Source organism: Vibrio sp. 10N.247.310.24 (genome assembly GCF_041467175.1).
Taxonomy (GTDB): Bacteria; Pseudomonadota; Gammaproteobacteria; order Enterobacterales; family Vibrionaceae; genus Vibrio; species Vibrio tasmaniensis_A.
Map to the genome: position 1 here is coordinate 1 of NZ_JBFSUD010000036.1, position 24,225 is coordinate 24,225.

The 24,225-nt window shown below is 45.5% G+C and carries 19 protein-coding genes; 3 read left to right on the plus strand and 16 right to left on the minus strand.

From position 1 onward, the window contains the following. Positions 1-319 precede the first annotated feature (319 nt). Complete coding sequence (locus AB6E08_RS12775; protein ID WP_371707855.1) at positions 320-742, minus strand: hypothetical protein; 423 nt, start codon at positions 740-742, stop codon at positions 320-322. 121 nt (positions 743-863) lie between these two features. Then, positions 864-1,751, minus strand: coding sequence for a TraB/GumN family protein (locus AB6E08_RS12780; protein ID WP_371996731.1), 888 nt, complete (start codon positions 1,749-1,751; stop codon positions 864-866). A 404-nt stretch (positions 1,752-2,155) separates the two neighbouring features. Here AB6E08_RS12780 and AB6E08_RS12785 point away from each other — a divergent pair, with 404 nt between their 5' ends. Together AB6E08_RS12785 and AB6E08_RS12790 are read left to right on the plus strand one after the other, a co-directional pair. Then, positions 2,156-4,810 (plus strand): beta-N-acetylhexosaminidase, encoded by a 2,655-nt coding sequence (locus tag AB6E08_RS12785; RefSeq protein ID WP_372064335.1) that lies wholly within the window; start codon positions 2,156-2,158, stop codon positions 4,808-4,810. A gap of 536 nt (positions 4,811-5,346) precedes the next feature. After that, entirely contained in the window at positions 5,347-6,060 is a 714-nt protein-coding gene (locus AB6E08_RS12790) for an oligogalacturonate-specific porin KdgM family protein (RefSeq protein WP_009848608.1), read from the plus strand. A 249-nt stretch (positions 6,061-6,309) separates the two neighbouring features. Here the strand turns inward: AB6E08_RS12790 and AB6E08_RS12795 are convergent, their stop codons facing one another. Together AB6E08_RS12795 and AB6E08_RS12800 are read right to left on the minus strand one after the other, a co-directional pair. Continuing rightward, positions 6,310-6,750, minus strand: coding sequence for a DUF411 domain-containing protein (locus AB6E08_RS12795; RefSeq protein ID WP_372064333.1), 441 nt, complete (start codon positions 6,748-6,750; stop codon positions 6,310-6,312). Further along, a complete protein-coding gene (locus AB6E08_RS12800) occupies positions 6,740-9,529 on the minus strand; it encodes a copper-translocating P-type ATPase (protein ID WP_372064331.1) in 2,790 nt (929 codons plus the stop codon). The genes AB6E08_RS12795 and AB6E08_RS12800 overlap by 11 nt, the downstream gene beginning before the upstream one ends. A 182-nt stretch (positions 9,530-9,711) precedes the next feature. On the opposite strand from AB6E08_RS12800, the gene gltX reads away from it, so the two are divergent. Continuing rightward, complete coding sequence (gltX, locus tag AB6E08_RS12805; protein ID WP_009848605.1) at positions 9,712-11,139, plus strand: glutamate--tRNA ligase; 1,428 nt, start codon at positions 9,712-9,714, stop codon at positions 11,137-11,139. 86 nt (positions 11,140-11,225) lie between these two features. On the opposite strand, the gene AB6E08_RS12810 is transcribed toward gltX, so the two are convergent. From AB6E08_RS12810 to AB6E08_RS12865, 12 genes are all read right to left on the minus strand, one after another. Then, positions 11,226-12,449 (minus strand): beta-ketoacyl-ACP synthase, encoded by a 1,224-nt coding sequence (locus tag AB6E08_RS12810; protein WP_372064329.1) that lies wholly within the window; start codon positions 12,447-12,449, stop codon positions 11,226-11,228. Beyond that, the gene (locus AB6E08_RS12815) at positions 12,446-13,171 is read right to left on the minus strand and encodes a 3-ketoacyl-ACP reductase FabG2 (RefSeq protein ID WP_372064327.1); all 726 of its coding nucleotides are present in this window, start codon (positions 13,169-13,171) and stop codon (positions 12,446-12,448) included. The genes AB6E08_RS12810 and AB6E08_RS12815 overlap by 4 nt, the downstream gene beginning before the upstream one ends. Continuing rightward, entirely contained in the window at positions 13,168-13,632 is a 465-nt protein-coding gene (locus AB6E08_RS12820) for a hotdog family protein (protein WP_017106323.1), read from the minus strand. Before AB6E08_RS12820 ends, AB6E08_RS12815 begins: the two co-directional genes overlap by 4 nt. Then, on the minus strand, positions 13,625-14,824 hold the full coding sequence (locus AB6E08_RS12825; RefSeq protein ID WP_372064325.1) for a beta-ketoacyl-[acyl-carrier-protein] synthase family protein: 1,200 nt from the start codon (positions 14,822-14,824) through the stop codon (positions 13,625-13,627). Before AB6E08_RS12825 ends, AB6E08_RS12820 begins: the two co-directional genes overlap by 8 nt. A gap of 5 nt (positions 14,825-14,829) precedes the next feature. After that, positions 14,830-15,453 (minus strand): DUF3261 domain-containing protein, encoded by a 624-nt coding sequence (locus AB6E08_RS12830; protein WP_372064323.1) that lies wholly within the window; start codon positions 15,451-15,453, stop codon positions 14,830-14,832. Further along, on the minus strand, positions 15,450-17,822 hold the full coding sequence (locus AB6E08_RS12835; RefSeq protein ID WP_372064321.1) for an MMPL family transporter: 2,373 nt from the start codon (positions 17,820-17,822) through the stop codon (positions 15,450-15,452). The genes AB6E08_RS12830 and AB6E08_RS12835 overlap by 4 nt, the downstream gene beginning before the upstream one ends. Continuing rightward, on the minus strand, positions 17,794-18,492 hold the full coding sequence (locus AB6E08_RS12840) for an outer membrane lipoprotein carrier protein LolA (protein WP_135382686.1): 699 nt from the start codon (positions 18,490-18,492) through the stop codon (positions 17,794-17,796). The genes AB6E08_RS12835 and AB6E08_RS12840 overlap by 29 nt, the downstream gene beginning before the upstream one ends. Next, the gene (locus AB6E08_RS12845; protein ID WP_372064319.1) at positions 18,479-19,009 is read right to left on the minus strand and encodes an acyl-CoA thioesterase; all 531 of its coding nucleotides are present in this window, start codon (positions 19,007-19,009) and stop codon (positions 18,479-18,481) included. The genes AB6E08_RS12840 and AB6E08_RS12845 overlap by 14 nt, the downstream gene beginning before the upstream one ends. A 39-nt stretch (positions 19,010-19,048) precedes the next feature. Further along, the gene (gene hutH, locus AB6E08_RS12850) at positions 19,049-20,596 is read right to left on the minus strand and encodes a histidine ammonia-lyase (RefSeq protein ID WP_372064317.1); all 1,548 of its coding nucleotides are present in this window, start codon (positions 20,594-20,596) and stop codon (positions 19,049-19,051) included. Next, on the minus strand, positions 20,574-22,394 hold the full coding sequence (locus AB6E08_RS12855; protein ID WP_371996746.1) for a glycosyltransferase: 1,821 nt from the start codon (positions 22,392-22,394) through the stop codon (positions 20,574-20,576). The genes hutH and AB6E08_RS12855 overlap by 23 nt, the downstream gene beginning before the upstream one ends. Then, positions 22,387-22,749: a 3-hydroxyacyl-ACP dehydratase gene (locus tag AB6E08_RS12860; RefSeq protein WP_012603414.1), complete on the minus strand. Its 363-nt coding sequence runs from the start codon at positions 22,747-22,749 to the stop codon at positions 22,387-22,389. The genes AB6E08_RS12855 and AB6E08_RS12860 overlap by 8 nt, the downstream gene beginning before the upstream one ends. Positions 22,750-22,836: 87 nt before the next feature. Then, positions 22,837-24,219, minus strand: a complete 1,383-nt coding sequence (locus AB6E08_RS12865; RefSeq protein WP_371996748.1) for an AMP-binding protein — start codon at positions 24,217-24,219, stop codon at positions 22,837-22,839. Between the last annotated feature and the right edge of the window lie 6 nt (positions 24,220-24,225).

The window sequence follows — 24,225 nt, forward strand, 5'->3', positions numbered from 1 at the left end:
TTAGTAAGACTCGCTACACTGTGCGATCTAAACACCTTAAATGATAGGTGTTGGCTCAATGAGCAGGCTTTCGTCGTTTTAGAGCATAGGAAATAGGATCAGAACCAAGGTGGGGTTCGCCTGATGTTCAAAATAAGATCTTCACTGCCACATTGAAGAAAGCCGTAGCACTCTCGTAATGGAGGGGGCTACGGCTTTTTTGCATTTTGGTATATGTGTCATTCCCTAGAGCGACGAAGGAGCGAGTCGGAAATCTCTTGTTGTTCTAAACATCCCGCATAGAGAAAGGATTGACTCAATAAGCCAGCCGAAAATCTGTTTACTTCACATCACACGTGATGTTCTTGATTGGCGTCTCTGAAGTAACAAAGCAAACATACGCTTCAACAGGGTTATTTCGACCAATTCGAATGTAACCCGCCTGTATTTCATCTTCGTTAAACGTCACCGAGTGAGAGTTACTCGTTTGGCCATCGTAAAAGCTCGCTTCAAATTTTCTATTCATTTGGCTCGCGATACGGTTGCGTGTCGTCGATGTAATGAACGTAATATTGGCACAGCGCATCGGTGGCTTCTCAGTGATCAGAAACTGGCCGCTTTCTTTATCTAACACACCGCCTTTTGTATCCGGTTGAATGTCTATCGCCTGAAACTGTTCGATGGTACAAGTTTCTTTAGCCGTCACTACCGTAGGCGTGAGGATCGCTAGGGCTAAAGGTAAAGCAAAGAGTACTGGTTTCATGAGAACAACACCGTATATAAAAAGAGCGAAAGATAATAACACCGTTATGGTGCGATTAAGTGTAATGATTCAGTTATTAAGTAATGGTTATATTATGAGAAGGTCATGGTATCGAATTTAGTTAGTTGTCGTCACTAGTCTCAAATTGACACCGGGCCTGTTGGCTTTGTGATTGTTGAGTGACATTGAAACCTTTCTCTTCTAACAACTGCAATAAGTTACCTTCTCCTATTAGGTGCAAGGCGCCAACCACAATTAAGTAGCTCTCTTTCGAGTCAAGTTTCCAATCATTGGCGGATAGTTTGTTTGCCCAGTCTATATTGCGATCGGTTAAAAATGCTTTCTCTAGTTCAGGTGACATCTCAGACAGCTCTGCGAAAGCTTCCAGCTTCGCTAAATCACCCGCTTTCCAGCTTTCGATTAAGCAATTAACCACACGATCAGTTTGGTCAAACTCTTCAAGGCTACTGACTAACCACTCCTTACCGTCGTCCTTTTGTTTTGTCATCAGGTCTATTTGGAATTGAAGCGGTTCTAAGCTGACAACTGGAACATCTTGGATAGTCGCTTTGTAAGCTAGCGTCGCATCAACGCCGCCGGCGGAGCCATAACCAAGTTTTTTTAACTGCTGCATCTGTATCGATAGAGAGGTTGCCCAAGGCGGTGAGTTAAGCAGTTGTTGCGTTGGCATACCCAATGATTTTGATATGTCGGTTAATAATTGTTTTTGTTGTTTGTTTAATACATCAGCGGTGGTCACTTTGGTCGTCGGATAAACGACACCCTCTGTCTTTCTTATATCCGTTTCGATAACTAAGCCATCACTGTTTTTTAGCGCGTCGGTGATTGCCGAAGGAAGTGGGTACATACTTTTATCCCCAACGTGCACAGAACCTAAGATAGTAAGCGTCAGATCATCCTTTTTGGCTTGCCAATAAAGAGGCTCGGCCGCAGCTTGTTTGGCTGAAAATGCGAGAACGAATAAAGTTACGTACAAAAATGTGCGCAAGGAAAGCTCCTATTAAAAGATATGAACTCGTTAAAATTGATTTTGACGGCGTTTTTTAACGGTTTTTTTTGAGAACGATGTCACGTTGTTTGTACGAAAAGTATAACAACACGAATAAACTCTTAAACCTTTCTCCCTACCAACAACACGATTTTATGAAATCCTTTAAAAAGATTGTGATTCAATTCTCAGTTTTTACGTCAAAATAAAAATGACGGAAGTGCCGTAGGTTGTAACTTTATGATTTTAATATAATTAATTTTATCAGTGTTTTTGAGATTTGAAGCTGATCACTTTATTAACCTGATTTAATTCACGGCAAAAAATAAGCCCATATAGTTTATCTAACTTTCGAAGCGCTCCACTTTGCTTCTGACTCAATTTTAAATTTATGGGTGAATACGATGTTGAAGAGAAACTTACTATCTGTAGCGGTACTGGCTGGTTTGACGGGTTGTGCTGTAACGCAAGCACCTGAGCAACAGGTGGTTAATGCACTGGCTGATAACCTTGATGTGCAATATGAAATTCTAACCAATCACGGTGCGAATGAAGGCATGGCTTGTCAGGACCTAGGTGCTGAGTGGGCGTCATGTAATAAAGTGAACATGACTCTGACCAATGACGGTGAAGCGATTGATTCGAAAGATTGGACTATCTACTTCCATAGTATTCGCCTTATTTTAGATGTTGATAACGAACAATTTAAAATCACTCGTGTAACAGGTGACCTACACAAACTAGAACCAACAGATAAGTTCGATGGTTTTGCCGCTGGTGAAGAAGTGATTCTTCCGTTAACGACTGAGTACTGGCAACTGTTTGAAACTGACTTTATGCCGGGTGCATTCGTAACTGCGCCAAACGCAGAACCTAAGATGATTGCTTCATTGAATACTGAAGATGTCGCGTCGTTCGTAACAGGTTTGGAAGGAAACCACCTTAAGCGTACACCTGATGACAACAATGTCATGGCGACTGCGGTTACGCGTTTCGAAAAGAATGCGGATCTAGCAACGCAAGACGTTTCAACAACGCTTTTACCAACCCCAATGTCGGTAGAAGCGGGGGAAGGTTCAGTGAGTATTGCTGGTGGTATCGCCCTACCTAAAGAGGCATTCGATGCTGAGCAGTTCGCTGCAATTGAAGAACGTGCAGATGTGGTAAACGTAGATGTGAGTGGCGACCTACCTGTTAGTGTTGCCGTTGTTCCTACTCAGTTTACGGGTGATTTAGCAAAATCTGGCGCTTATGAACTAAGCATCTCGGAAGAGGGGATTGCGATTAAAGCGTTTGATAAAACAGGTGCTTTCTACGCAGTTCAGTCTATTTTTGGCCTAATAGACAGTCAGAACGCTGAATCACTACCACAACTGTCGATCAAAGATGCACCACGCTTTGATTACCGTGGTGTGATGGTGGATGTTGCTCGAAACTTTCACTCAAAAGATGCCATCCTAGCGACGCTAGATCAAATGGCTGCATACAAGATGAATAAACTTCACCTTCACTTAACTGATGATGAAGGTTGGCGTTTAGAAATCCCAGGTTTACCAGAGCTAACGGATGTAGGGTCTAATCGTTGTTTTGATTTGGAAGAGCAAAGCTGTTTACTGCCTCAGCTAGGTTCAGGTCCAACAACAGACAACTTTGGCTCTGGTTTCTTTAGTAAAGCGGATTACGTCGAGATCTTAAGCTACGCAAAAGCGCGCAGCATCGAAGTAATTCCAGAAATTGATATGCCAGCACACGCTCGTTCTGCTGTGGTATCAATGGAAGCGCGTTACACTCGCCTAATGGCGGAAGGCAAAGAAGCTGAAGCAAGTGAATATCGCTTGATGGATCCACAAGATACTTCAAACGTGACGACTATTCAGTTCTACGATAAGCACAGCTTCATCAACCCATGTATGGAATCATCGACTCGCTTTGTTGATAAAGTGATTACTGAAATTGCAGCAATGCACAATGAAGCGGGTATGCCGCTAACGACTTGGCACTTTGGTGGTGATGAAGCGAAAAACATCAAGCTAGGCGCAGGCTTTCAAGATGTTGATGCTCAAGACAAAGTGGTATGGAAAGGTAACATTGAGCTAGACAAGCAAGACAAGCCATTCCAACAGTCTCCACAATGTCAGTCTTTGATTGCTGATGGTTCAGTGAGTGATTTTGGTCACCTGCCTGGCTACTTTGCAAAAGAAGTATCAAAAATTGTTGCAGACAAAGGCATTCCTCACTTCCAAGCTTGGCAAGATGGCTTGAAGTATGTGGAAGAGGGTGAAGCTGGTTTTGCGACTGAAACGACTCGCGTTAACTTCTGGGACGTTCTTTACTGGGGCGGAACTTCATCAGTGTACGATTGGTCAGCGAAAGGTTATGACGTGATTGTCTCTAACCCAGATTACGTATACATGGATATGCCATACGAAGTAGACGCAGCAGAGCGCGGTTACTACTGGGCAACGCGTGCAACGGATACTCGTAAGATGTTCGGTTTCGCACCAGAAAACATGCCACAAAATGCGGAAACCTCATTAGACCGTGACGGCAATGGCTTCACTGGTAAAGGCGAGATTGAAGCAAAACCTTTCTACGGTTTGTCGGCGCAACTTTGGTCTGAAACCGTACGTACTGACGAGCAGTATGAATACATGGTATTCCCACGAGTTCTTGCAGCAGCAGAGCGCGCATGGCACAGAGCGGATTGGGAAAACGACTACAAAGTGGGCGTTGAGTACTCTCAAGATACTGACTTAGTAAATAAGCAGTCTTTAAACAACGACTTTAATCGCTTCGCGAATATTGTTGGTCAACGTGAACTGGCTAAACTTGAGAAAGCGGGTATTGATTACCGACTACCAGTTCCGGGGGCAAAAGTTGTTGATGGCAAGCTAGCGATGAACGTTCAATTCCCTGGCGTAGAGCTTCAATACTCAGCGGATGGTGAAAACTGGCTAACGTATGATGAGCAACAACGTCCTTCGGTTTCAGGCGAAACTTACATCCGCTCTATCTCTGAAAGTGGCGAGAAAGTAAGTCGAGTGACTTCGGTGAAATAATCGATAAGCAACATTAATAGATGAGCTCCCTAACTATTATCTTACTCAGATAAAAGTGGGAGCTTTTTTTTCGTCCAAACTAAGTTCGGTACATTCCTTAAACTGAAACATATAGAAATAACCTTTGTTTATAACGTCAACAATGTACATAAGGTGAGCTTCATCGCAAAAGTGACGCACTTCTCATTCTTCTCTTCAAAAAATAAGTCCGCCATAAAAAACTATAAATCAGGTGTGATTGAAACAACTGAATCTAATTTTATGCCGTGAAATAACGTGATCTTGATCCGTTTTGATTATTGGGTTTCTTTTTTTATCTATTTTTATGTTTTTAAGTTATTGATTTATTTAAGTTAAATAACTTTCCCTTTTTTGATGGTGAGAGAGATCACTCTGCTTGCCCTTTTATTTTGAAACGTAAATTAAATCGAGCAAGATAGATTTCATGCCAGGGAGGCTACCAATTACTCAAGCGGCGAAGGTGAATGATATACCGAAGATATGTCGCTGAAAAATTTAAACTAAGGCAGTTTACTATGAAAAAAATTATCGCTCTAAGTGCACTTTCTCTTGCTTTCGCTTCTAGTGCTTTCGCTGGTTCTTCTTACGTTACAGGTAATATCCAATTTCACGACGATGGCCGTATCCACGGTTCTGATATGACTTCGACTCTAGAAGCTGGCCACACGTTTGACAACTCTCTAGGCGGTTTAACTGTTTACACTGAGTTTGATGGCATCCAACTTGGCGACCTTGAAGGTCTAACTGCTGCTGAAACTGGTGGCGACGCAACAACTGGTCAAGCAAATGCATTCATCACTGTTGGTGGTGAGCAAGCTTTCAATATCACTGACAACCTATGGGTTGCAGCGGGTTACCAACATGTCTTCTCTGCTGGCGAGAGCATTCAGTTCCGTCCACTGGTTAAAATTGGTTACAACTTCGACAACGGTATCTCTATTAGTAACCGTACTCGTGCACACATAGATGACACTTCTGCAGATGCTGACACTGATTACCGCATGGATAACCGCATTGCTTACTCTGTAAACGAAGACCTAGCGCTTAGCTACAACAACGTATACATGATTGATGCTGAAGCTATGGATCACGAGCTTCGTGCAACATGGACTCGTCAAGGTGTTCAACCTTACTTCGAATTCCGTAGCCAAGCTAACGGAGTTGATTTCGCGAACGGCGCGTCTAAAACAAACAACGCATTCGTATTCGGTGCATCTTACGGCTTCTAAGCTGACTCACTTGGCTGCTTAATCGATTAGATTATTAGCCAAGTGAGTTTCTTCGCTAATTAGCTTTTTTGTTAAATAGAGTTTTTGCTAACTAGCGACGAAAACATAGCGGTACTAACAGCCCGGTTGGTGCCGCGACAAGATTTGCTTTACTGTCCAAAAGCAAAGAGCCTAGTAAGTAAACCACAGTCTTGGGTTTACTTAATGCTAGGCTCTATTTTTATTGCTGTTCGTAGGTCTATTTACGCTCTATTTTCCGTTGTAATGACGGTATTCAAACACCTGACCTTTCTCGTTAAACGCATACACAGAATACTCGTCTTTCTTATCGCCATACTCCATGCCCGGAGAGCCCATTGGCATGCCTGGAACCGCCAAGCCAATCGCATTGCGTGGTGGGTTTTCTAAAAAGGCTTTCACATCCTCTGCTGGAATGTGTCCTTCAAATACGTAACCGTCGATCTCTGCCGTATGGCAAGAAGCCAGCTCTGGCGTTACTCCTAACTTCTGCTTGATTGGGTTCATGTCATCATGGAGTTTCTCTGTGACATCGAAACCTGCGTCTTGCATGTGTTCTGTCCACTCTGTGCAGCAGCCACAGTATGGAGACTTATGGTTTAGTACATTAGTAGCGAGAGCTTGTCCTGAAATTGCAGCGAGTGCAGTAAGAGTCATAATTTTACGAATCATGGTGAACCTCATGAATATGGTTTTTGTTGATATTAGAATGTGTGGGTTTAAACAGTCTTAATCTGTTGGCATTGCTGACTACAGTAATTGACGACATCGCCATCGCAGCGCCTGCAACGACAGGACTAAGCAGAAATCCGAAAAATGGGTAGAGCACACCGGCTGCGATAGGAATACCAAGCGAGTTGTAGATGAAGGCACCAAATAGGTTTTGCTTCATATTTCTCACGGTCGCTTGAGATAACTCGATCGCGTTGCTTACTGATAATGGCGATGAGTTGAGTAGCGTCATTTGCGCACTTTCAATCGCGACATCACTGCCACTGCCCATTGCGATTCCTATATCCGCTTGAGCAAGAGCGGGTGCATCGTTAATACCGTCTCCGACCATGGCAACACTCTTATATTGCTGTTGCAGCTGAACAATATGTTGAGCTTTCTGCTCTGGTAGTACTTCCGAGATAACCTCGTCGATACCGACGTTTTTACCTATTGCTTGAGCCACAGAGTCATTGTCGCCTGTTAATAGTACGGTGTGAATTCCAGCGGATTTTAGTTGAGCAATGGCTTGTTTGCTATCTATTTTTAATGCATCTGAAATGCCAAATATTCCTTCCAGTTTTTGGTCGATTACAACGAAGATGGGTGTCCATGCTTGTGAACGGCAAAGCTCGATAAAGTCTGCGCCAATGTCTGTATTGATGCCGAGTTGGGTGAGGTACTTAAGTGAGCCTACTTGAACGTTTTTGCCGCTAATTATTGCCTGTACTCCAAGCCCTCTTTGGTTTTCGAATTCGCTTTGGGGTAGCGCTGAAACTTGTAAGCTCTCAGCATATTGGCAAACGGCTTTCGCTAATGGGTGTTCTGAGCCTACCTCTACCGAATAGGCGTAAGCCAGCAGTTCTTGTTCTGATAAGTCGCCATAAAAGGCCTGCTGAACGGTTGGCTTACCTTGGGTTAGGGTGCCTGTTTTATCAAATACGACAGCATCGATTTTGCTTGCAGATTGCAACACATCGGCATCCTTGATCAGAACACCAAACTCAGCGGCTTTGCCCACGCCGACAGTAATAGAGAGCGGTGTCGCTAAGCCCAAGGCACATGGACAGGCGATGATCAGTACAGTGGTTGATACCACGAGCATGTAACTTGCACTCGGTTGTGGTCCAACAAAAAACCAAACTAGGGCGGCAATGGCTGCGATTGCGACCACAACTGGTACGAAAACGGCAGAGATAGAGTCGGCAAGCTTCGCAATCGCAGGCTTGCTGCTTTGTGCTTGGCGAACCATCTGAATGATTCGAGCCAACATGGTGCTTGAACCAATTCCTGTCGCTTCAATAACTAAGCTACCATCACCATTGATGGTACCAGCAGAAACGCCATCATTAATTGATTTAACGTTGGGAAGTGGTTCGCCAGTCAGCATCGATTCATCGATATAAGATTCGCCAGATATCACGACACCATCGACAGGGACTTTTTCTCCCGGTTTCACTCGAACTTGCATATCGACTTGAATGGCTTCTACAGCGATGGTTTGCTCTTTACCATCGACGATAACCACAGCCTTTTGAGGTTGTAAATTAATCAGTGCCTGCAAAGATTTGGTGGTGCGTGCCTTGGCTTTAGCTTCAATGTAGTGACCCAAAGAAATAAGGCCAACAATCATTGCACTCGCTTCAAAATAGACATGGCGTGATGGTTCTGGGAACCATGATGGAATCAGCACAACCAGCATTGAATAGAACCATGCCGCGCCTGTACCTAGAGCGACCAAGGTATCCATGGTTGCACGCTTGTGCATCAGTGATTGCCAAGCGTTAGTAAAGAAGCTGCGTCCTGAGGTCGCAAGCAGTACCAAACAGACGACACCTATTAAGCCCCAAGCCAATTGGTCGTTAAATGTAGCAATAGTCATGCTGCCACCAAACAGACCCCACGCCATCAGCGGAGCACCGATAAGTAGCGCGCTTACTGAATTCTTTAGGAAAGCTTTTTGGGTACGAAGTTGTTGCTCTTGCTGTTTTTGTTGTTGAGTTGCCGCGTCATCAACGAACTCGGCACCGTAACCTGCGTTTTTCACCGATTCTATTAGCGCGCTCTCGATGACGTCACGTGTTTCAGATGTGAAGACCAAGGCTGTCTGTTCAGCGAGGTTGATCTGAGCTTGGTCGACGAACTCATTCTTTTTCAGCGCTTTCTCTACCGAAGAAACACAACTCGCACACGTCATTCCCTCAAGAACAAGGTGATAGGTATATTGGCTAGCAGCAGGTTTATCTTGTGTCGGTTCCACGGGCACTGTTTTTTTATCGTCTTCTGAATCTGAATCTGAATTAGATAAAGGCTCATTAACTTCAGAGTAGGAAGCCGCGTGATAACCCACACTTTCGATTAGCTCAATAAGCTCGGATTCTGAAAGCAGAGTAACCAAGGACAATTCATGTTTGCTGACTTCTAGGTCTGAGATTTGCTCGGTCTGCTCAAGCGCTTGAGTCAGCTTGTTCACGCACTTACTGCAGCTAAGACCGGATAACGAAAGGTGCAGTTTATTGCCCATGCTATAACCTAGGGTCGCCAATTGTTCGTTGAGCTCAACATAACTAAGAGGAGTCGAAATATCGATGTAGGTCGGCGATATGTCATTGATCGTCGTATTCTCGAGATCATCGAACAGTGTGCAGACTTTCTTCGCACAACCCATGCAATTTAGGCCGTTGAGCGCTGTTGTGTAATGGTTCATATCGATACTCCAATTCTCATCTAGGCCTAACATAAACCTTCCCGTAAGGGGAAGGTCAAATACAAATTGCAGAATCGGAGCATTTATCCGCCTCTACTGATTGTAGATTTAAGCGGTGGTGATAAAATAGCGCCCAAAATTTAGTGATATTTTTCTGTTGCAGGCTTTGTAATGGCAATCACTAAAAGAATCACCTACATAATCAAGGTATTTAAATGACGGTTAAAACTCGTTTTGCTCCTAGCCCAACTGGCTATCTTCACGTTGGTGGTGCACGTACTGCACTTTACTCTTGGCTATTCGCTAAGAACCAAGGTGGTGAATTCGTTCTGCGTATCGAAGACACGGACCTTGAGCGTAACTCTCAAGAAGCGGTTGATGCAATTCTAGAAGGCATGCAATGGATGGGTATGGAATGGGATGAAGGTCCTTACTACCAATCTAAGCGTTTTGACCGTTACAACGAAATGGTTGATAAGCTACTTGCTGAAGACAAAGCTTTCAAATGCTATGCGTCTAAAGAGCTGCTTGACGAAATTCGTGCAGAGCAAGAAGAAAACAAAGAGATGGCTCGTTACGATGCGAACCACCCTAAAATTGTTGCAGCAAACGAAGCTGCAAAAGAAGGTGATGCATGCGTTATCCGTTTCCGTAACCCTAAAGAAGGCAGCGTAGTCTTTGATGACCAAATCCGTGGTCGCATCGAAATCTCTAATAGCCAACTTGATGACCTAATAATTCGTCGTACCGACGGTGCACCAACATACAATTTCGTGGTTGTCGTGGATGACTGGGACATGGGTATTACACACGTTGTACGTGGTGAAGACCACATCAACAACACTCCTCGTCAAATCAACATCTATGAAGCACTAGGCGCGCCAGTTCCAACTTTCGCTCACTGTGCAATGATTCTTGGTGATGACGGTGCGAAACTTTCTAAGCGTCATGGTGCTGTCTCTGTAATGCAATACCGCGACGAAGGTTACCTACCAAATGCACTAAACAACTACCTAGTTCGTTTAGGTTGGTCTCACGGTGACCAAGAGATCTTCTCTCAAGAAGAGATGATTGAATTCTTCAGCCTGAACGCTATCAGCAAGTCTGCTTCTGCATTCAACACTGATAAGCTACTTTGGTTGAACAACCACTACATCAAGACTTCTGAGCCTGAGTACGTTGCTAAATACCTGCAATGGCACCTAGACGCACAAAAGATCGATACAACAAATGGCCCGGCTATCACTGAAGTGATAACGCTAGTTGGCGAGCGTTGTAATACGCTTATCGAACTTGCTGAACAGTCTCGTTACTTCTACGAAGATTTCTCTGAGTTTGAAGCTGGCGCAGCGAAGAAGCACCTACGTGGTGTTGCTAAAGGCCCACTAGAGCTTGCTCTTGCTAAGGTTGAAGCGCTTGAAGATTTCACTACTGCAAACATCAAAGATGGTGTGATTGCAGCAGTATGTGAAGAGCTAGAGGTCGGCATGGGTAAAATCGGTATGCCACTTCGCGTAGCAGTAACAGGTGGCGGCCAGTCTCCTTCTGTTGATGCAGTGATGGAGCTTGTTGGTAAAGAGCGCGTAATCGCTCGTATCAAGATGGCTCTTGAGTTCATCGCTGAGCGTGAAGCTAATGCTTAATTGAGCTTTTGCTAGATTCAAAAAAGGGTCAGTAACTTGGTTACTGACCCTTTTTATTTGTCTCGAGTTTTAGCTAATAAATAAGCTTAAATCTTTTTGAAGATGATGGAAGTGTTGATTCCGCCAAAGGCAAAGTTATTACTCATTACATACTCAACATCCAATTCGCGACCAGAACCTGTAATGTAATCGAGTTTACCGCAGCGTTCGTCGATGTTTTCAAGGTTCAATGTTGGGCTGAACCAGCCGGAATGCATCATTTCTAGGCTCAACCAAGCCTCAATGGCACCACATGCGCCAAGCGTATGACCAAAGTAGCTTTTTAATGAGCTGATTGGCACTTCACCAAAAATGTTCGCGGTCGCATTACTTTCTGCAATATCGCCTTTATCTGTTGCCGTTCCGTGCGCCGAAACATAACCAATTTTTTCAGCAGGAAGCTGTGCATCTTTCAGCGCTTTCTCCATACAGATTTGCATGGTTTCCATCTGAGGTTGAGTCACATGAGCTGCATCGCAGTTGCTGGCAAAACCGATGATCTCAGCGTAGATCTTTGCGCCACGAGCCACAGCATGTTCATACTCTTCAAGAACAAGTGTACCTGCGCCTTCACCGATAACCAGGCCATCGCGCTCACTGTCGTAAGGGCTAGGGGATTTTTCTGGCGTGTCGTTTTTTAAACTGGTAGCAAAAAGGGTATCGAAAACGGCAGACTCAGTTGGGCATAGCTCTTCACCGCCGCCGGCAACCATTACGGTTTGGTAGCCGTGTTTGATCGCTTCATAGGCGTAACCAATCGCTTGGCTTCCTGAAGTGCAGGCACTGCTGGTGGGGATCACGCGGCCGCGTAGGCCAAAGAATAGCCCGACGTTGACCGCTGCGGTGTGTGGCATCATCTGAACGTAAGTCGTTGCGGTGATCGCACGTGTCGACTTCTCGTTAAGCATTACGCCGAATGCGCCAACTGCATCGGTACTGCCGGTTGAAGACCCGTAGGCAATGCCAGTTTCTCCGTTAGTCAGAACATCATGTCCAATCAACCTGGCTTGTGTTAAAGCATCTTCAGTCGCGACAGTGGCTAAGCGAGAAACCCGACCCATGCCTCGAACCTGTTTGCGTTTGTAGTGTTTTGGCAACTGGAAGTCATCAATAGGCGCAGCTAGCTTAGTGTTGAGGCCATCATACTGCTCAAAGCTTGGCATATATTGAGTGGCATTTTCACACGCTTTCAGTTTTGGCTCGATGTGCTGCCAATCATTACCAAAGGCAGTAACACCAGACATGCCAGTTACAACAACGCGGCGGGTCATACTAAGCCTCCATTAACTGAAATTACTTGGCGAGTAACGTAGCCTGCAATATCAGACATGAGATAGCTCACTAGGCCGGCGACTTCTTCTGGCTCGCCCATGCGGCGCAGTGGCACTTGAGGAAGCGCATGATCTTTCACGTGCTCATCCACCATACCGGTATCGATTAAGCCAGGAGCCACGCAGTTTACTGTGATTTTACGTTTCGCGAGCTCTAAAGCCAGAGATTTAGTTGCGCCAATCACGCCCGCTTTTGCTGCGGCATAGTTGGTTTGGCCGCGGTTACCCATGATGCCGGATACCGACGCCAGAGTAACGATTCGACCGCCTTTGCGTTTTTGAACCATTGGCATCACGCACGGGTGAAGTACGTTGTAGAAGCTGTCGAGGTTGGTATGGATCACGCCATCCCACTCTTCTTCCGTCATGGCTGGGAATGCTGTGTCACGAGTAATACCCGCATTGTTCACCACACCATAGTAAGCGCCATGCTCGGCAATATCTGACTCAAGTTTTTCGCGACACTCGCTGCGATTGCTGATATCAAATTGGGTAAGACGCCCCGCGCCACCCAGTTCGGTGATCGACTTTAACGTCTCTTCAGCACCTTGCTTGTCACCCATGTAATGAACGGCAATTTCAAATCCGTCTTTCGCGAGTTGAATAGCGATCGCTTTACCGATGCCTTTGCTAGCACCTGTGACTAAAACCTGACGGGTCATGATGGGCTCCTAGTTTTCATTTCTTGTAATTTTTGTTCGGTCGGCACGTAGACGTTGAGTTGGCATTGAGCCACTAACTCACCTTGGTCTTCGACTCGGGCGGTAAACACGGCCATGCCACTGTCTTCCATCAGTTGCTCGGCGTAGATATCAAGGGTCTGACCTTGAGTGAACTCATCACACAGTGACTTGTAACGACGAGAGCCGAGTAAGAAGCCGATTGGAGGAGTCGTGCCGTTTTTCAGCGCATGGTATCCAGACCATGCCGCTACAGACTGCGCCATAAACTCGATACCCACATAAGCGGGTACGGTTTGAGATTCGGCATTAAAGAACAGGTTATGAGCACCAATATCGACCTGACAGTGAATCGACAACGCCTCTACGTTGATAGCACGATCGATTAATATCATCGGATCATCGTGTGGGAGAAGTTGGTCTACAGAAGGGATATCAGTCATTTACTACACCAAAGATCAGGCTAATGTTGTTGCCACCAAAAGCGAACGAGTTGCTTAAGATGTTCTTTACTTTAAGTTTCTGGGAACAGTTTACCAAATCAATCTCAATATCTTCAGCTTTATCCTGACATTTTTGTAAGGGAAGCGGTAAGTCATATTTTAAAATATGCCATGCTATTGCAGCCTCTATTGCACTTGCGGCCCCAAGAGTATGCCCGGTGAGAGGCTTGGTGGAACTGACGGGAACCTTGTTTGCAAAAATACGATGAATGGCTTTGCTTTCCATTGAATCATTGAGTGGAGTTGCGGTGCCATGAGCATTGATATAACCGATGTCTTCAGCTTGTAACTGAGCAGAATCTAACGCTTTTCTCATAGCTTGTTCTGCGCCATTTCCTTCAGGATGGGGCGCTGAAATATGATGTGCGTCAGAGCTATCGCCACAGCCTAACAAGGCAATGCTAGGTATATTCTGGTTTGTATTAGCAACATTCAGTTTTGTTTTGCTGAGCAACATAAATGCTGCTGCTTCTCCGATGTTGATGCCATTTCGAGAGGCACTAAACGGCTTACAATGTGTGGTTGAAAGTGCTTCAAGACCATGAAAACCATTGAGCGTCAGCTTACATAAGGTGTCGACACCTCCAACCAACACTGCATCCGCCATTCCAGAATCTAACAAGCGTTGAGCGGTAAGAAAAACACGGCCGCTTGATGAGCAGGCGGTCGAGATTGCGTAGCTTGGCCCTGTCAACGAGCAATATTGACTAACAAACTCTGAGGTGTTGCTTAGCTCTTGTTTTGAATAGTGGAAATCTTCGGGGAAAGAGCCATGTTCTAGTTTGTGTTTAAACGCCGTTTCACCATCAGAAATTCCCGAGGTGCTTGTGCCGATAACTACAGCAATTCTATCGGTACCAAATTGTGATTTTGCTTGCTCGATAGAGTCTTTGATTTGATTAACAGCCGATAACGCCAGTTGATTGTTGCGAGTGGCGTATTCCGCTTGAACTGATGGAATTTCCGGTAAATCACCTGCGACCTTACCAACGACCGTCGGCTTACCGTCGTTTAGCATGTCGCTCACTTCAACCATGTTTGATTCATGCTCGCCTTTGAGGCAGCCATGAATGTCAGCAACGCTTGAGCCTAATGCGGAGTGGAAACCACAGTCTTGGATATAAATAGGCATGATGTTTAGCTCTTACTTGGGTTATCGACAATCGTTGAGTTCAACGTTTGTATCGTGATGGTGTAGCCTTGAATCAAATGCTTGAAAACAATGTTGCCTGCGGTTTTGTGTGTTCCGGGCTCTGCTTGGTAATCAATTTTAATGATTGGCTGTTGGTTTTCATCAAATACGGTGCGTCTGTTTTCGGTATCGACCAAATACCAACCGATGTCTTGTAAAGGTTGAGCCCATGCTTCAACTGGCCATAGAGTCAGCATCAAATTAAATAGTACTTGCTCGGGTAGCGGCAGGGTAGCGCCAAGACCAGATAGAACTTGAGTATCAATCGTTTGGTTTTGGTATTGCAGCGATAGAATGCGAGTACCCCAAGAGGAGAAACCCGCCAACACGACTTTGTCTGATGTGACTTCGACTTGAACAGGAAGTTGCTGCGTATCATCTTGCCATGTTGCGCTGATCAGCTGGCTTGCTGTAAATGAGTATCCCAGTTCAGCAGGCAGCGGCAAGGCTAGCTCGGTGTCTTTATCGATTGCGACACTTGCGCCTGTAGGCTGTTGAGGCACCATCGAACAAGCGCTGAGTAGTAAGCCCAATCCAACGGCGAGCGCTATCTTGATTGTTTTGTTCATCTAAAAGCCTCTCGAGAGTTTGATTTTTCCGCTGCTTGTTGGTGGTTGATTGCAAGTGGCGAAAGCAACCACGCGACGAAAATACCAGTTAGGACGGTAACACCGAAGCTATGAATGGCATGAGTCTGACTCAGTGACAATAAGCCAAATGAGAGTAGCGTCGTGAGGCCTGACAAAGTAATCGCTAACAAGGTGCTTAGTGATTTCTTCTGCTCAGCAAAGAACAGGGTGTAGTCGATACCAATCCCTAGAATCAGAATCAGTCCAAGCAGGTTAAACAGATTCAGTGTCGAGCCTAAAATACCCGTGACCGCTAAACCAGCGACACCGGCAATTAACGATGGCAATAGCATTAATAGGCTTTGCTTCACACCATAACGCCAACCCAACACCATGCCAATAACCGCTAATGCTATCAATAACAACTCGGTGATCTTGACTCTATATTCCGCAAAGAGAGCAGAGATTTCATCGGCTTTATTAAGGTATTTAACGCCTTGTTGCTGAGCAAAGCTTGAATCGAGCCATTGAGAGAACAATTCTGAATTCGTGACGTCTTTGATCAAAATGACTGACGCGGCTTGCCCATCGATCGGTTTTAACCAAAGTGGTCGAACAGGTTCTGACACCGGTGATTCTAAAAATCCAGATACCGTGATTGGTTCGAATTTTGGTAGTTGTGGAAAAGTAGACCAACCTAGCGTGCTTTGTAATATATGGCTTTGCTGGCCATAGAGCTGTTCAACTAACTGATAGTTATCATGCTGGTCTTGTTCGCTTAGCAACTGTTGATTGATGCTGCGATATCCGGAGATACCTTGGCTATCGACCAAAGAATTTAAGCTCGTGGTGATATCTGCCAGTTTTTTTAGCAGTTTTTGATCGCTGTTGGCGGTCACCAGCAGCATATTTTGACCACTACCTAATCCTGAGATTTCAGTAATGGCTTGCTCTTGCTGTTTGAGTTGCTCTGGCATCGCCTGAAGTTGGCGAATATCGTCGTCGTAACGAATTTGACTGAGTGATATCAGGCTCAAGACAGTCACAGCCAACGGTAAGCCAATTTTAAATTTTTGGTTGTTCCACAGGCTTAACCAAGTATGCCAAAGCTTCGACAGAGGAAGTGGACGCTCTTGGCTTGGTTTTGCCGCTAAAACGGGGTACCAACACACCACGCTGGCGTAAGCGGCAATAAGTCCAATTGACGAGAACAGAGCAAGTTGCTGCAAGCCAGGGAAAGGTGCCACCAACAGACCTAGGTAGCCAATCAAGCTGGTGATAAGACCCAAGGTGATCGCAACGAGAATGTGCTTTAGGCCTTTGTCACTTTGCCATTTACTCCCAGCAGCTAAGCGGTCAGTCAGGTAGTGAAAGGAGTAATCGATGGATACGCCAATTAAGCTGGCACCGAACACCAAACTAAACAGGTGAACTTTACCGAAGATAGCGACGGTGCTTGCCAGTGCGACCAATAATCCGGTACTGATTGAAAGCAAAGACAAGGCAAGAGGTAAGGCACTACGAAACGTCAGCCACACCAATAAAATCACACCTGCCAATGAGCCCAAACCAATGGTACTGATTTCTGATTTCGCGCTTTCGGTACCGTAATTGGCGTAGAACACCACACCGGTATGCTGCACTTTGACACCAAACTGCTTTTCGATCTCGCGCTCAATTGAATCAAGATCTGGAAGCTGCTCTTGAATCGCTAAACTATAAGGCGAACCTGCCAGAGTAGCTGTCACCAAAATATGAGCTGGCTCATTAGACTGGGCTGTGAGGTAGCCTTCTTTCAGAACAAAGTTACTTGATTGAACGCCAACAGCACTAATGTAGTCACGAAATAACAAGAATGGGTCTAGAGATAGCTCTGCTGCAGTGACGCCTGAGAACGGATTGTACAAAGACTGAATGACATATTGAGCTCGCGAATCCGGCGAGTGTGTCAGCGTCTCTTTTTGTTGTTGAGTTAGAAGTTGAGCTCGATGACGAAAATAGAAATCGCTCCATTGGCTTTGCGTGCTGGCGTTGATCTTGCCTTGAACTTGCTTAAACAGCGTTGGCTTATTTGAGAAAGATCTTCGGTTGAGGGCTTTTTCAAAAGCGTCAGTCGCTGTCATGGCTTGTTCGACGTCGGAGGCACTTATGATAAACACCACTTGCTCGCTCATCGAGCTGGATATTTGCTGAAAGGCTTGCTCTACCATGGGATCTTGCTGGTTTTCTGGCAGCAATTTCATGATGTTGCTTTCAATGGGTACCGACGAAGAAAAAGCGAATTGTTTGATCAACAATCCGCTAAACAGTATTACGACAACAAGCCAAGCAAGGGCTAGGCTAGAATTGGAATTGTTGCGCTTCAGCATCTGATAATACTTCCGGTAGATGGCTTAACTGGCTAAATTCGATCACTGTGCTGTCCCCACGAACTTCTCTAAGTTCGATACGTTCAATGTCACCTTGTCCTTGCAGTGTGATGGCTTCAAACACCGCGTTCATTGGCGCATTCTTTGGCTTTAGAGTGAGTGTCCATCGTGTGTCTTGTGAACTTGAGTTTGCACTTTCATCAGAATTTTTCGCAGTCGCTGGTTCAAATGACAGTGAGAATTGCTCTTGAAGTTTTTGCGTGTCCCCGTGAAACACCGACAGGAATATATGGCTGAAATAAAATGCCATTGGGTTTTCTTTATCGGTAATGATCTTAGCGGGTTGATCGGCAAACCTTTGGCTCAGTTTGTTATCCGTGAGCACCAAGCTCACAGGAAAGGGAGTCGCTTGTGTCCAAAGCAAACCATTCGACTTGTCTAACAGGAAAGTACCTTGTGATGTTAGAGGTTGGGCGAACATTTCCATGTTACGTGTTTGAGTAAATTGACCACGAACGATACTATTTTCGCTTAACACGGTTTGTAGTTCTGTAATAGAACCGACAGCATTCGTGTTCTCGCTAGCGCCAGCCAAGTGACTCGCCATCATTGAGGCAAGTCCTAGCAGTGCGATACTGATTTGCTTACGCCCGTGTTTAAACAGACTCATGTTTCACCTGCTGCTGTGTGTTAGGTACTTGCGGTTGCTCTGATTGGTGATCGTTTGATTGCTGCTCAGCTGATTGGGGTAAGCAGCCAAATTGATGCCAGCGTTCGACTTTATCGGTAAACACCTTCGGAGAAGCAAAACACATATCTTGTTCTTCAATGGTTACTGCAACCTGCATGGTGTGAGCGCGTGTCATACGAGCACCGGTGTTGGCATCGTGAATTTCGTAGTCAACACGCAAGCGGTTTTCCCATTCAGTTAACTTAGCGGATACCGTGATCTGATGATTAAACGGTATTGCTTTGATGTACTTTACGCGCGTGTCGATGATCGGCCACATGTAGCCCGAATCCTTCATCTCATGGTAGTTGTACTCAATCTTATCCATCATGATGCGCCTAACTTCTTCAAAAAATCGGAAGTAGTTGCCATGGTAGATCACGCCCATTGGGTCGGCATCTTGGAATGAGGTTACTAAAGTAACCTCTGATTTTAATGGATGAAGGATTTCAGACATAAATCGCTCTCAACAATATTGCATAAAGGGTTAGCTACTCTAGGAGTAAAGTGACCAGTGTTGACTTTGAATACGAGCAATGAAGTGGCGTAGATCGCCTTCAAGTGGTCGATCTTCTACGATAAATTCAAACTCTTTAAGCACTTCGTCGCGAATGTGCTTTAGGTTTTCACTCATGTGGTGCTCATCAAGCTCATTATGGCGTTTACGAAGTTCAAGCGCTTGTGTCCCCGCCAGAAGTGATGCTGCCGCTACTTGTTCAGTCAGTTCAAGAACGCGTAAGCAGTCACGAGCCGCAATAGTGCCCATGCTGACTTTGTCTTGGTTGTGACACTCAGTTGAACGAGAGAACACGCTTGCTGGCATGGTGTGTTTTAATGCTTCTGCTGTCCAAGCTGAAACGCCAATCTGTACCGCTTTGAAACCGTGGTTGATTGGTTTACGCTCGCCTTCAGCACCGGTTAGGTTAAATGGCAAGCCGTTGTTGAACTTGTAATCCATCAACTGCGCCATTTGTCGATCAAGTAGGTCCGCAAGGTTGGCTACCGCTGTTTTTAGTGTATCCATTGCCATTGCGATATGGCCACCGTAGAAGTGTCCACCGTGCAGTACGCGCTCATTATCGCCATCGATAATTGGGTTATCGTTAGCGCTGTTTAGTTCGTTCTCAATCATTTGGCGTAGCCAAGGCAGAGAGTCTTGAACCACACCAATCACATGCGGTGCACAACGCAGAGAGTAACGATCTTGTAGGCGATCACTGTTGCGTGGCGGGCGATCTGCTTGTAAGTCATCACGCAGCCATGCTGCAACTTGCTGCTGGCCTGGGTGTGGTTTAACAGCAAATAGCGCTTCATCGAAATGGAAATCGTTGCCTTGCATACCTACAGACACCATTGCGGTGATCTTAGTCGACAGCTGAGCTAGGTATTCTGCACGTTTGTAGGCGATACAAGCCAAAGCCGTCATGACTGACGTGCCATTCATCAATGCTAAGCCTTCTTTTGGCTTAAGCTTGATAGGGCTAATGCCTAGCTCTTTGTAAACGTCACTAGTAGGGCGAACTTCACCTTTGTAGATAACATCGCGCTCACCAATCAATGCTGCAGCCAAGTAAGAGAGAGGCGTTAAATCGCCACTGGCACCAACCGATCCTTCTTGAGGAATACGCGGTGAGATATCTTGGTTGATCAGAGTAACGATCTGGTTGAGCAAATCGTGAGTCACACCAGAGACACCTTGTGACAATGAACAAAGGCGCGTTGCTAATACTGCACGAGATTGTTCGTGAGACAGTATTTCGCCTAAACCACAGCCATGAAAGCGCGTTAGATGCAGTGGTAATTCATCAACAAGGTTTGGCGGAATTGCAACGGTACATGAGTCACCGTAGCCCGTTGTCACACCATAGATCACGCCTTCTTCTTTCAATAGGCGTTCTAAAAAAGCGACACCGCGGTCGATCTTTGATGTGAACTCATTGCTTGAGTTCATCGAGGCTTTTGCGCCTTGTGAAATAGCGACAACATCCTCAATAGTGAGGCGTTCGGCACCAAAGGTGATGCTATTTGGATTTGTTTTCGTCATGGTGCTTGCTCAATGTCCAAAAGTTAAAAAAGTTGTACCACTGAAGCGGTGCTTTCAGTGTGTAGTGCTGAAGTCGGTCTGCGTATTTCTGCACGACTTGCTGTAAAGATTGTTCGCGAGTCTTCCTTGGTAGCTCTATCTTGTCGCTGAAATGCTCAAAATAGACATTAAAATGCGGTTTGGTTTGTGAGTCATCTCGTAGGCCAAACAATAAGAATACTGGCGCTTTGAGAACAGAGGCTAACATAAATGGCCCTTGAGGGAAGGGAGCTTCTTTACCCAAGAACTCTGCCCATACTGAGCGACTCTCTTTGCTGGTGGAGGTTCTATCGCCAACGATCACAATCCATTCACCTTGCTCCAATTTTTGTTGCAACAAGATGGCGGTATCAGGGCCCATCGATGTCACCTGAATCAGGTTTAAATCAGATTGTGGGTTTACTGCTTTCATCACCGAATTAAAGCGTTCGGCGTGTTCCGTGAAGACCAGCGCATTGATTTTGATGTGTGAGTGTCGACGTCCCAAAGCACGGCACAACTCGATATTACCAAGGTGAGAACCCAGGATTAGCACACCTTGCTGGTTTTCCACCATACTTTCGAATTGCTCTTGACCATGAATGGTCAGGTTATCGACTGAAAAATCACCTTTCCATGCGGCTAATTTGTCTAGCATGGTATGGCCAAATGAAAGCAGGTGGTTATAACTGGTTAATTCAGCGGGTAACTCAATATTCTGTTGCTCTGCGTATGTCTTAAGCTGGAATAGGTATTGCTCAGAAGCGTTTCGCGCGCGCTTGCCTGTCAAATGGTAGTAACGCATCACACCGCGCAAAATTAGGTTGAATACACCTCGGCCTAATAGTGAGTACACAGCTAACAACAGTTTGATACCGAGAACTGTGCCGCGCTCTTGAGTTCTGGACCAATGAGGCTGTTCAGTGCTATTTGGTGTCTGCTGCGCCTGATTGCTTTCTGAAAATTGTGTCGAACTTGTTAGGTGATCTTCAGAATCTGATTTGAAGTGACGAGCAATCAGCTTAGGGGCTCTTGGCAGCATGCCGAAGAACAGTCGAGTATGCATCCAACTGATTTTTACGTTGTCCCACAGCGCATCGAAATGAGAGACACCATTTTCAGGGTAGATGACTCGCGTCTCAATGAAGTCAATGTCGCAACCTTCCCAGTATAAGCGAACCAGAATCTCGATATCGAAGTCCATTCTCGAACCGACATCGTATTTATTCAGTACTGTTTGTGTCTTATCGATTGGATACGCTCTAAAGCCACACATGCTGTCTTTAATCGAGAGAGATAGAGTTTCTATCCACACCCAAATATGTGTCGCGTAGCGCCCGTAGAGCCTTGCCTTCGGTACGCTATCGTCATAGACAGGCTGACCTGAGATCAGGCGCTGGGGCTTAGCTTGTGACGCTTCGATTAAGGCGGGTAGGGCGTCTAGGTCATGTTGACCGTCAGCATCAATCTGAATGGCATGACTAAAGCCGAGCTGCTGTGCTCGCTTGATGCCAGTCTTTACGGCACCGCCTTTGCCTTGGTTCTGCTCAAGCGTCACCAAGGTTACGTTTGAATTCTCTACTAAGGGAGCCAGAAACTGTTTCGTGGTGAGTTCACTGCCATCGTCAACGATGATGATCGGCAACTCAAAATGATGGAGTGACGACACCACTGCAGGCATGGTTTCGCCGTGGTTAAAGCACGGAATTAGGAAGCAAGCTTTGTAGTCGCTTTCTTTTGTTACGTGTTGAGAAGCAGCCTCAGCAGGAGCGCTATTCACTTTTCTCTCCCAGCTTCATTTTTCCTGAAGAGTGGGTCTGTTCGCCGTTATTCGAGGTGTAACTGAAGCTCAGCTTGTCTTTGTCAGCATCCCATTTGAGTGATAGCTGGATTGTGGCGTTAGGAAGGATAGGCTCTTGGAATTTGATGACCTCCATACCTTTAAAGTAACCAGGGACATTTAACTCTTGGACAGCATAGTGAAGTGCCCAGTCAATTTGTGTCACACCGGGAAGAATAGGGAAGCTCTTAAAGTGCCCCTTAAAATCGGTGATGTCTCCGGTAACATGGAGTGTCAGGGTCGATTCTTTCTCTACAGTGTCAACAGCAATGACGTTTGGTTTTCTCTTATCCATAGCGTGTGCTTAGAATCCTTGGGCTAAAATGGGTGTTGTGACAAAAATATAAAAGATAATCTCAGTATAAAATTCGACCAGTGATTTTTATGATTTTACGAGCTGCTCTATGTGAGAGGTTAGTCGCTTGCCTTGGCTGTTGAGGGGGATCTCATCAACAACACGATACTTTCTTGGAATAGCGATTGGCTCTAACCATTTTCTGAGTTCTGAACGTAACATTAACCAGAATTTACCTTTACTCATGGTTGCGAGAGTCGCTTGGCCTTCCTCTGATAATACCAAAACCGATGCTAAAATTAAGCGTTCAGGCTCTTCAAAGGGAATGACCACACACTCGCTTATCCAAGGTAGTTGCTCCAGTCGCTTTTCAACTTCAACCAGTGATACTCGTTTTTCTTCTATCTTGATCACTCGGTCGGTTCGGCCTTTCAATATAAATTGATTCTCTGAGACCATTTCGCACTCGTCTGCGGTTTGATACCAGTTGTTTTTGTCGATGTACGGCGACAATAACTTAATGCAATTCTCACTATTGAGACTGGCCTTAATACAGTCAAAAAGCTGCCAAGGTGTTTGAACGCTCTGTTGCTGACGAAACGCGATGCCGCCGGTTTCTGTGCTGCCAAACACCTCGATAGGTAAATGCCCAAGCAGATCTCGTGATTGATGAGCCGACTCGGTAGGTAAAGGGCCACCAGAAGAGAACACCCCCGCTAGATGCGTAGACTTTGTCTCGTGTTTTAATCGTTTGAGTAGCGCAGGGCTGCTGATCAGCACGCTCTGCTTGTTAGCGTGAGACAGGATCTGTTCCGGGTACTCAAGATTGTTTCGAGAAAATGGAACTCCAGAACAAAGCGGCCATAAGATTCGAAACAACAGACCATAGATATGTTGGTGTGAGACGGTGCTGTGGACTTGGTTGTCTTTAAGCAAGGCGCCCCAGTTTTTATCTAGCTGAGCGATTTCAATATCTAGGTGTTCTAAGGTCTTATGGATTGCTTTTGGTGTACCGCTTGAGCCTGAAGTAAACAAGGTCAATTGGATTGCTGCTAACTCAATGGCGGGAAGATTATCGGTTAGAGGTTCTCGTATTTCGGTGTCTAATAAGGTTTGGATATTGCGAACTTCATTTATTTCCACTGCACCAATCGCATCATCGACCAACAGATAGTCAAAATGCTCACTCAGCTCAGAAAGCGCACACGGTTGATAATTGCCCGGTAAAATGATGTGTTTGTTGCTGGCTGCGCACGCTAAAAAGGCCACTGAAAATAGGTAGCTGTCTTGGGTGCAAATCGCAACTCGTTGAAAAGGGGATGAAGATAAAAGCTGTACGAGTTGAGATAAGTCGTCGTTAAATGTTTGCCACGAAATCTCGCTATTGTCGTCAAAGCAGACAATAGAATCAGGCGATCTGTTCTGACTGAGAAGTTCAGACAAGGAAGTGTAAGAGACGGTTTGGGTCATAACAAT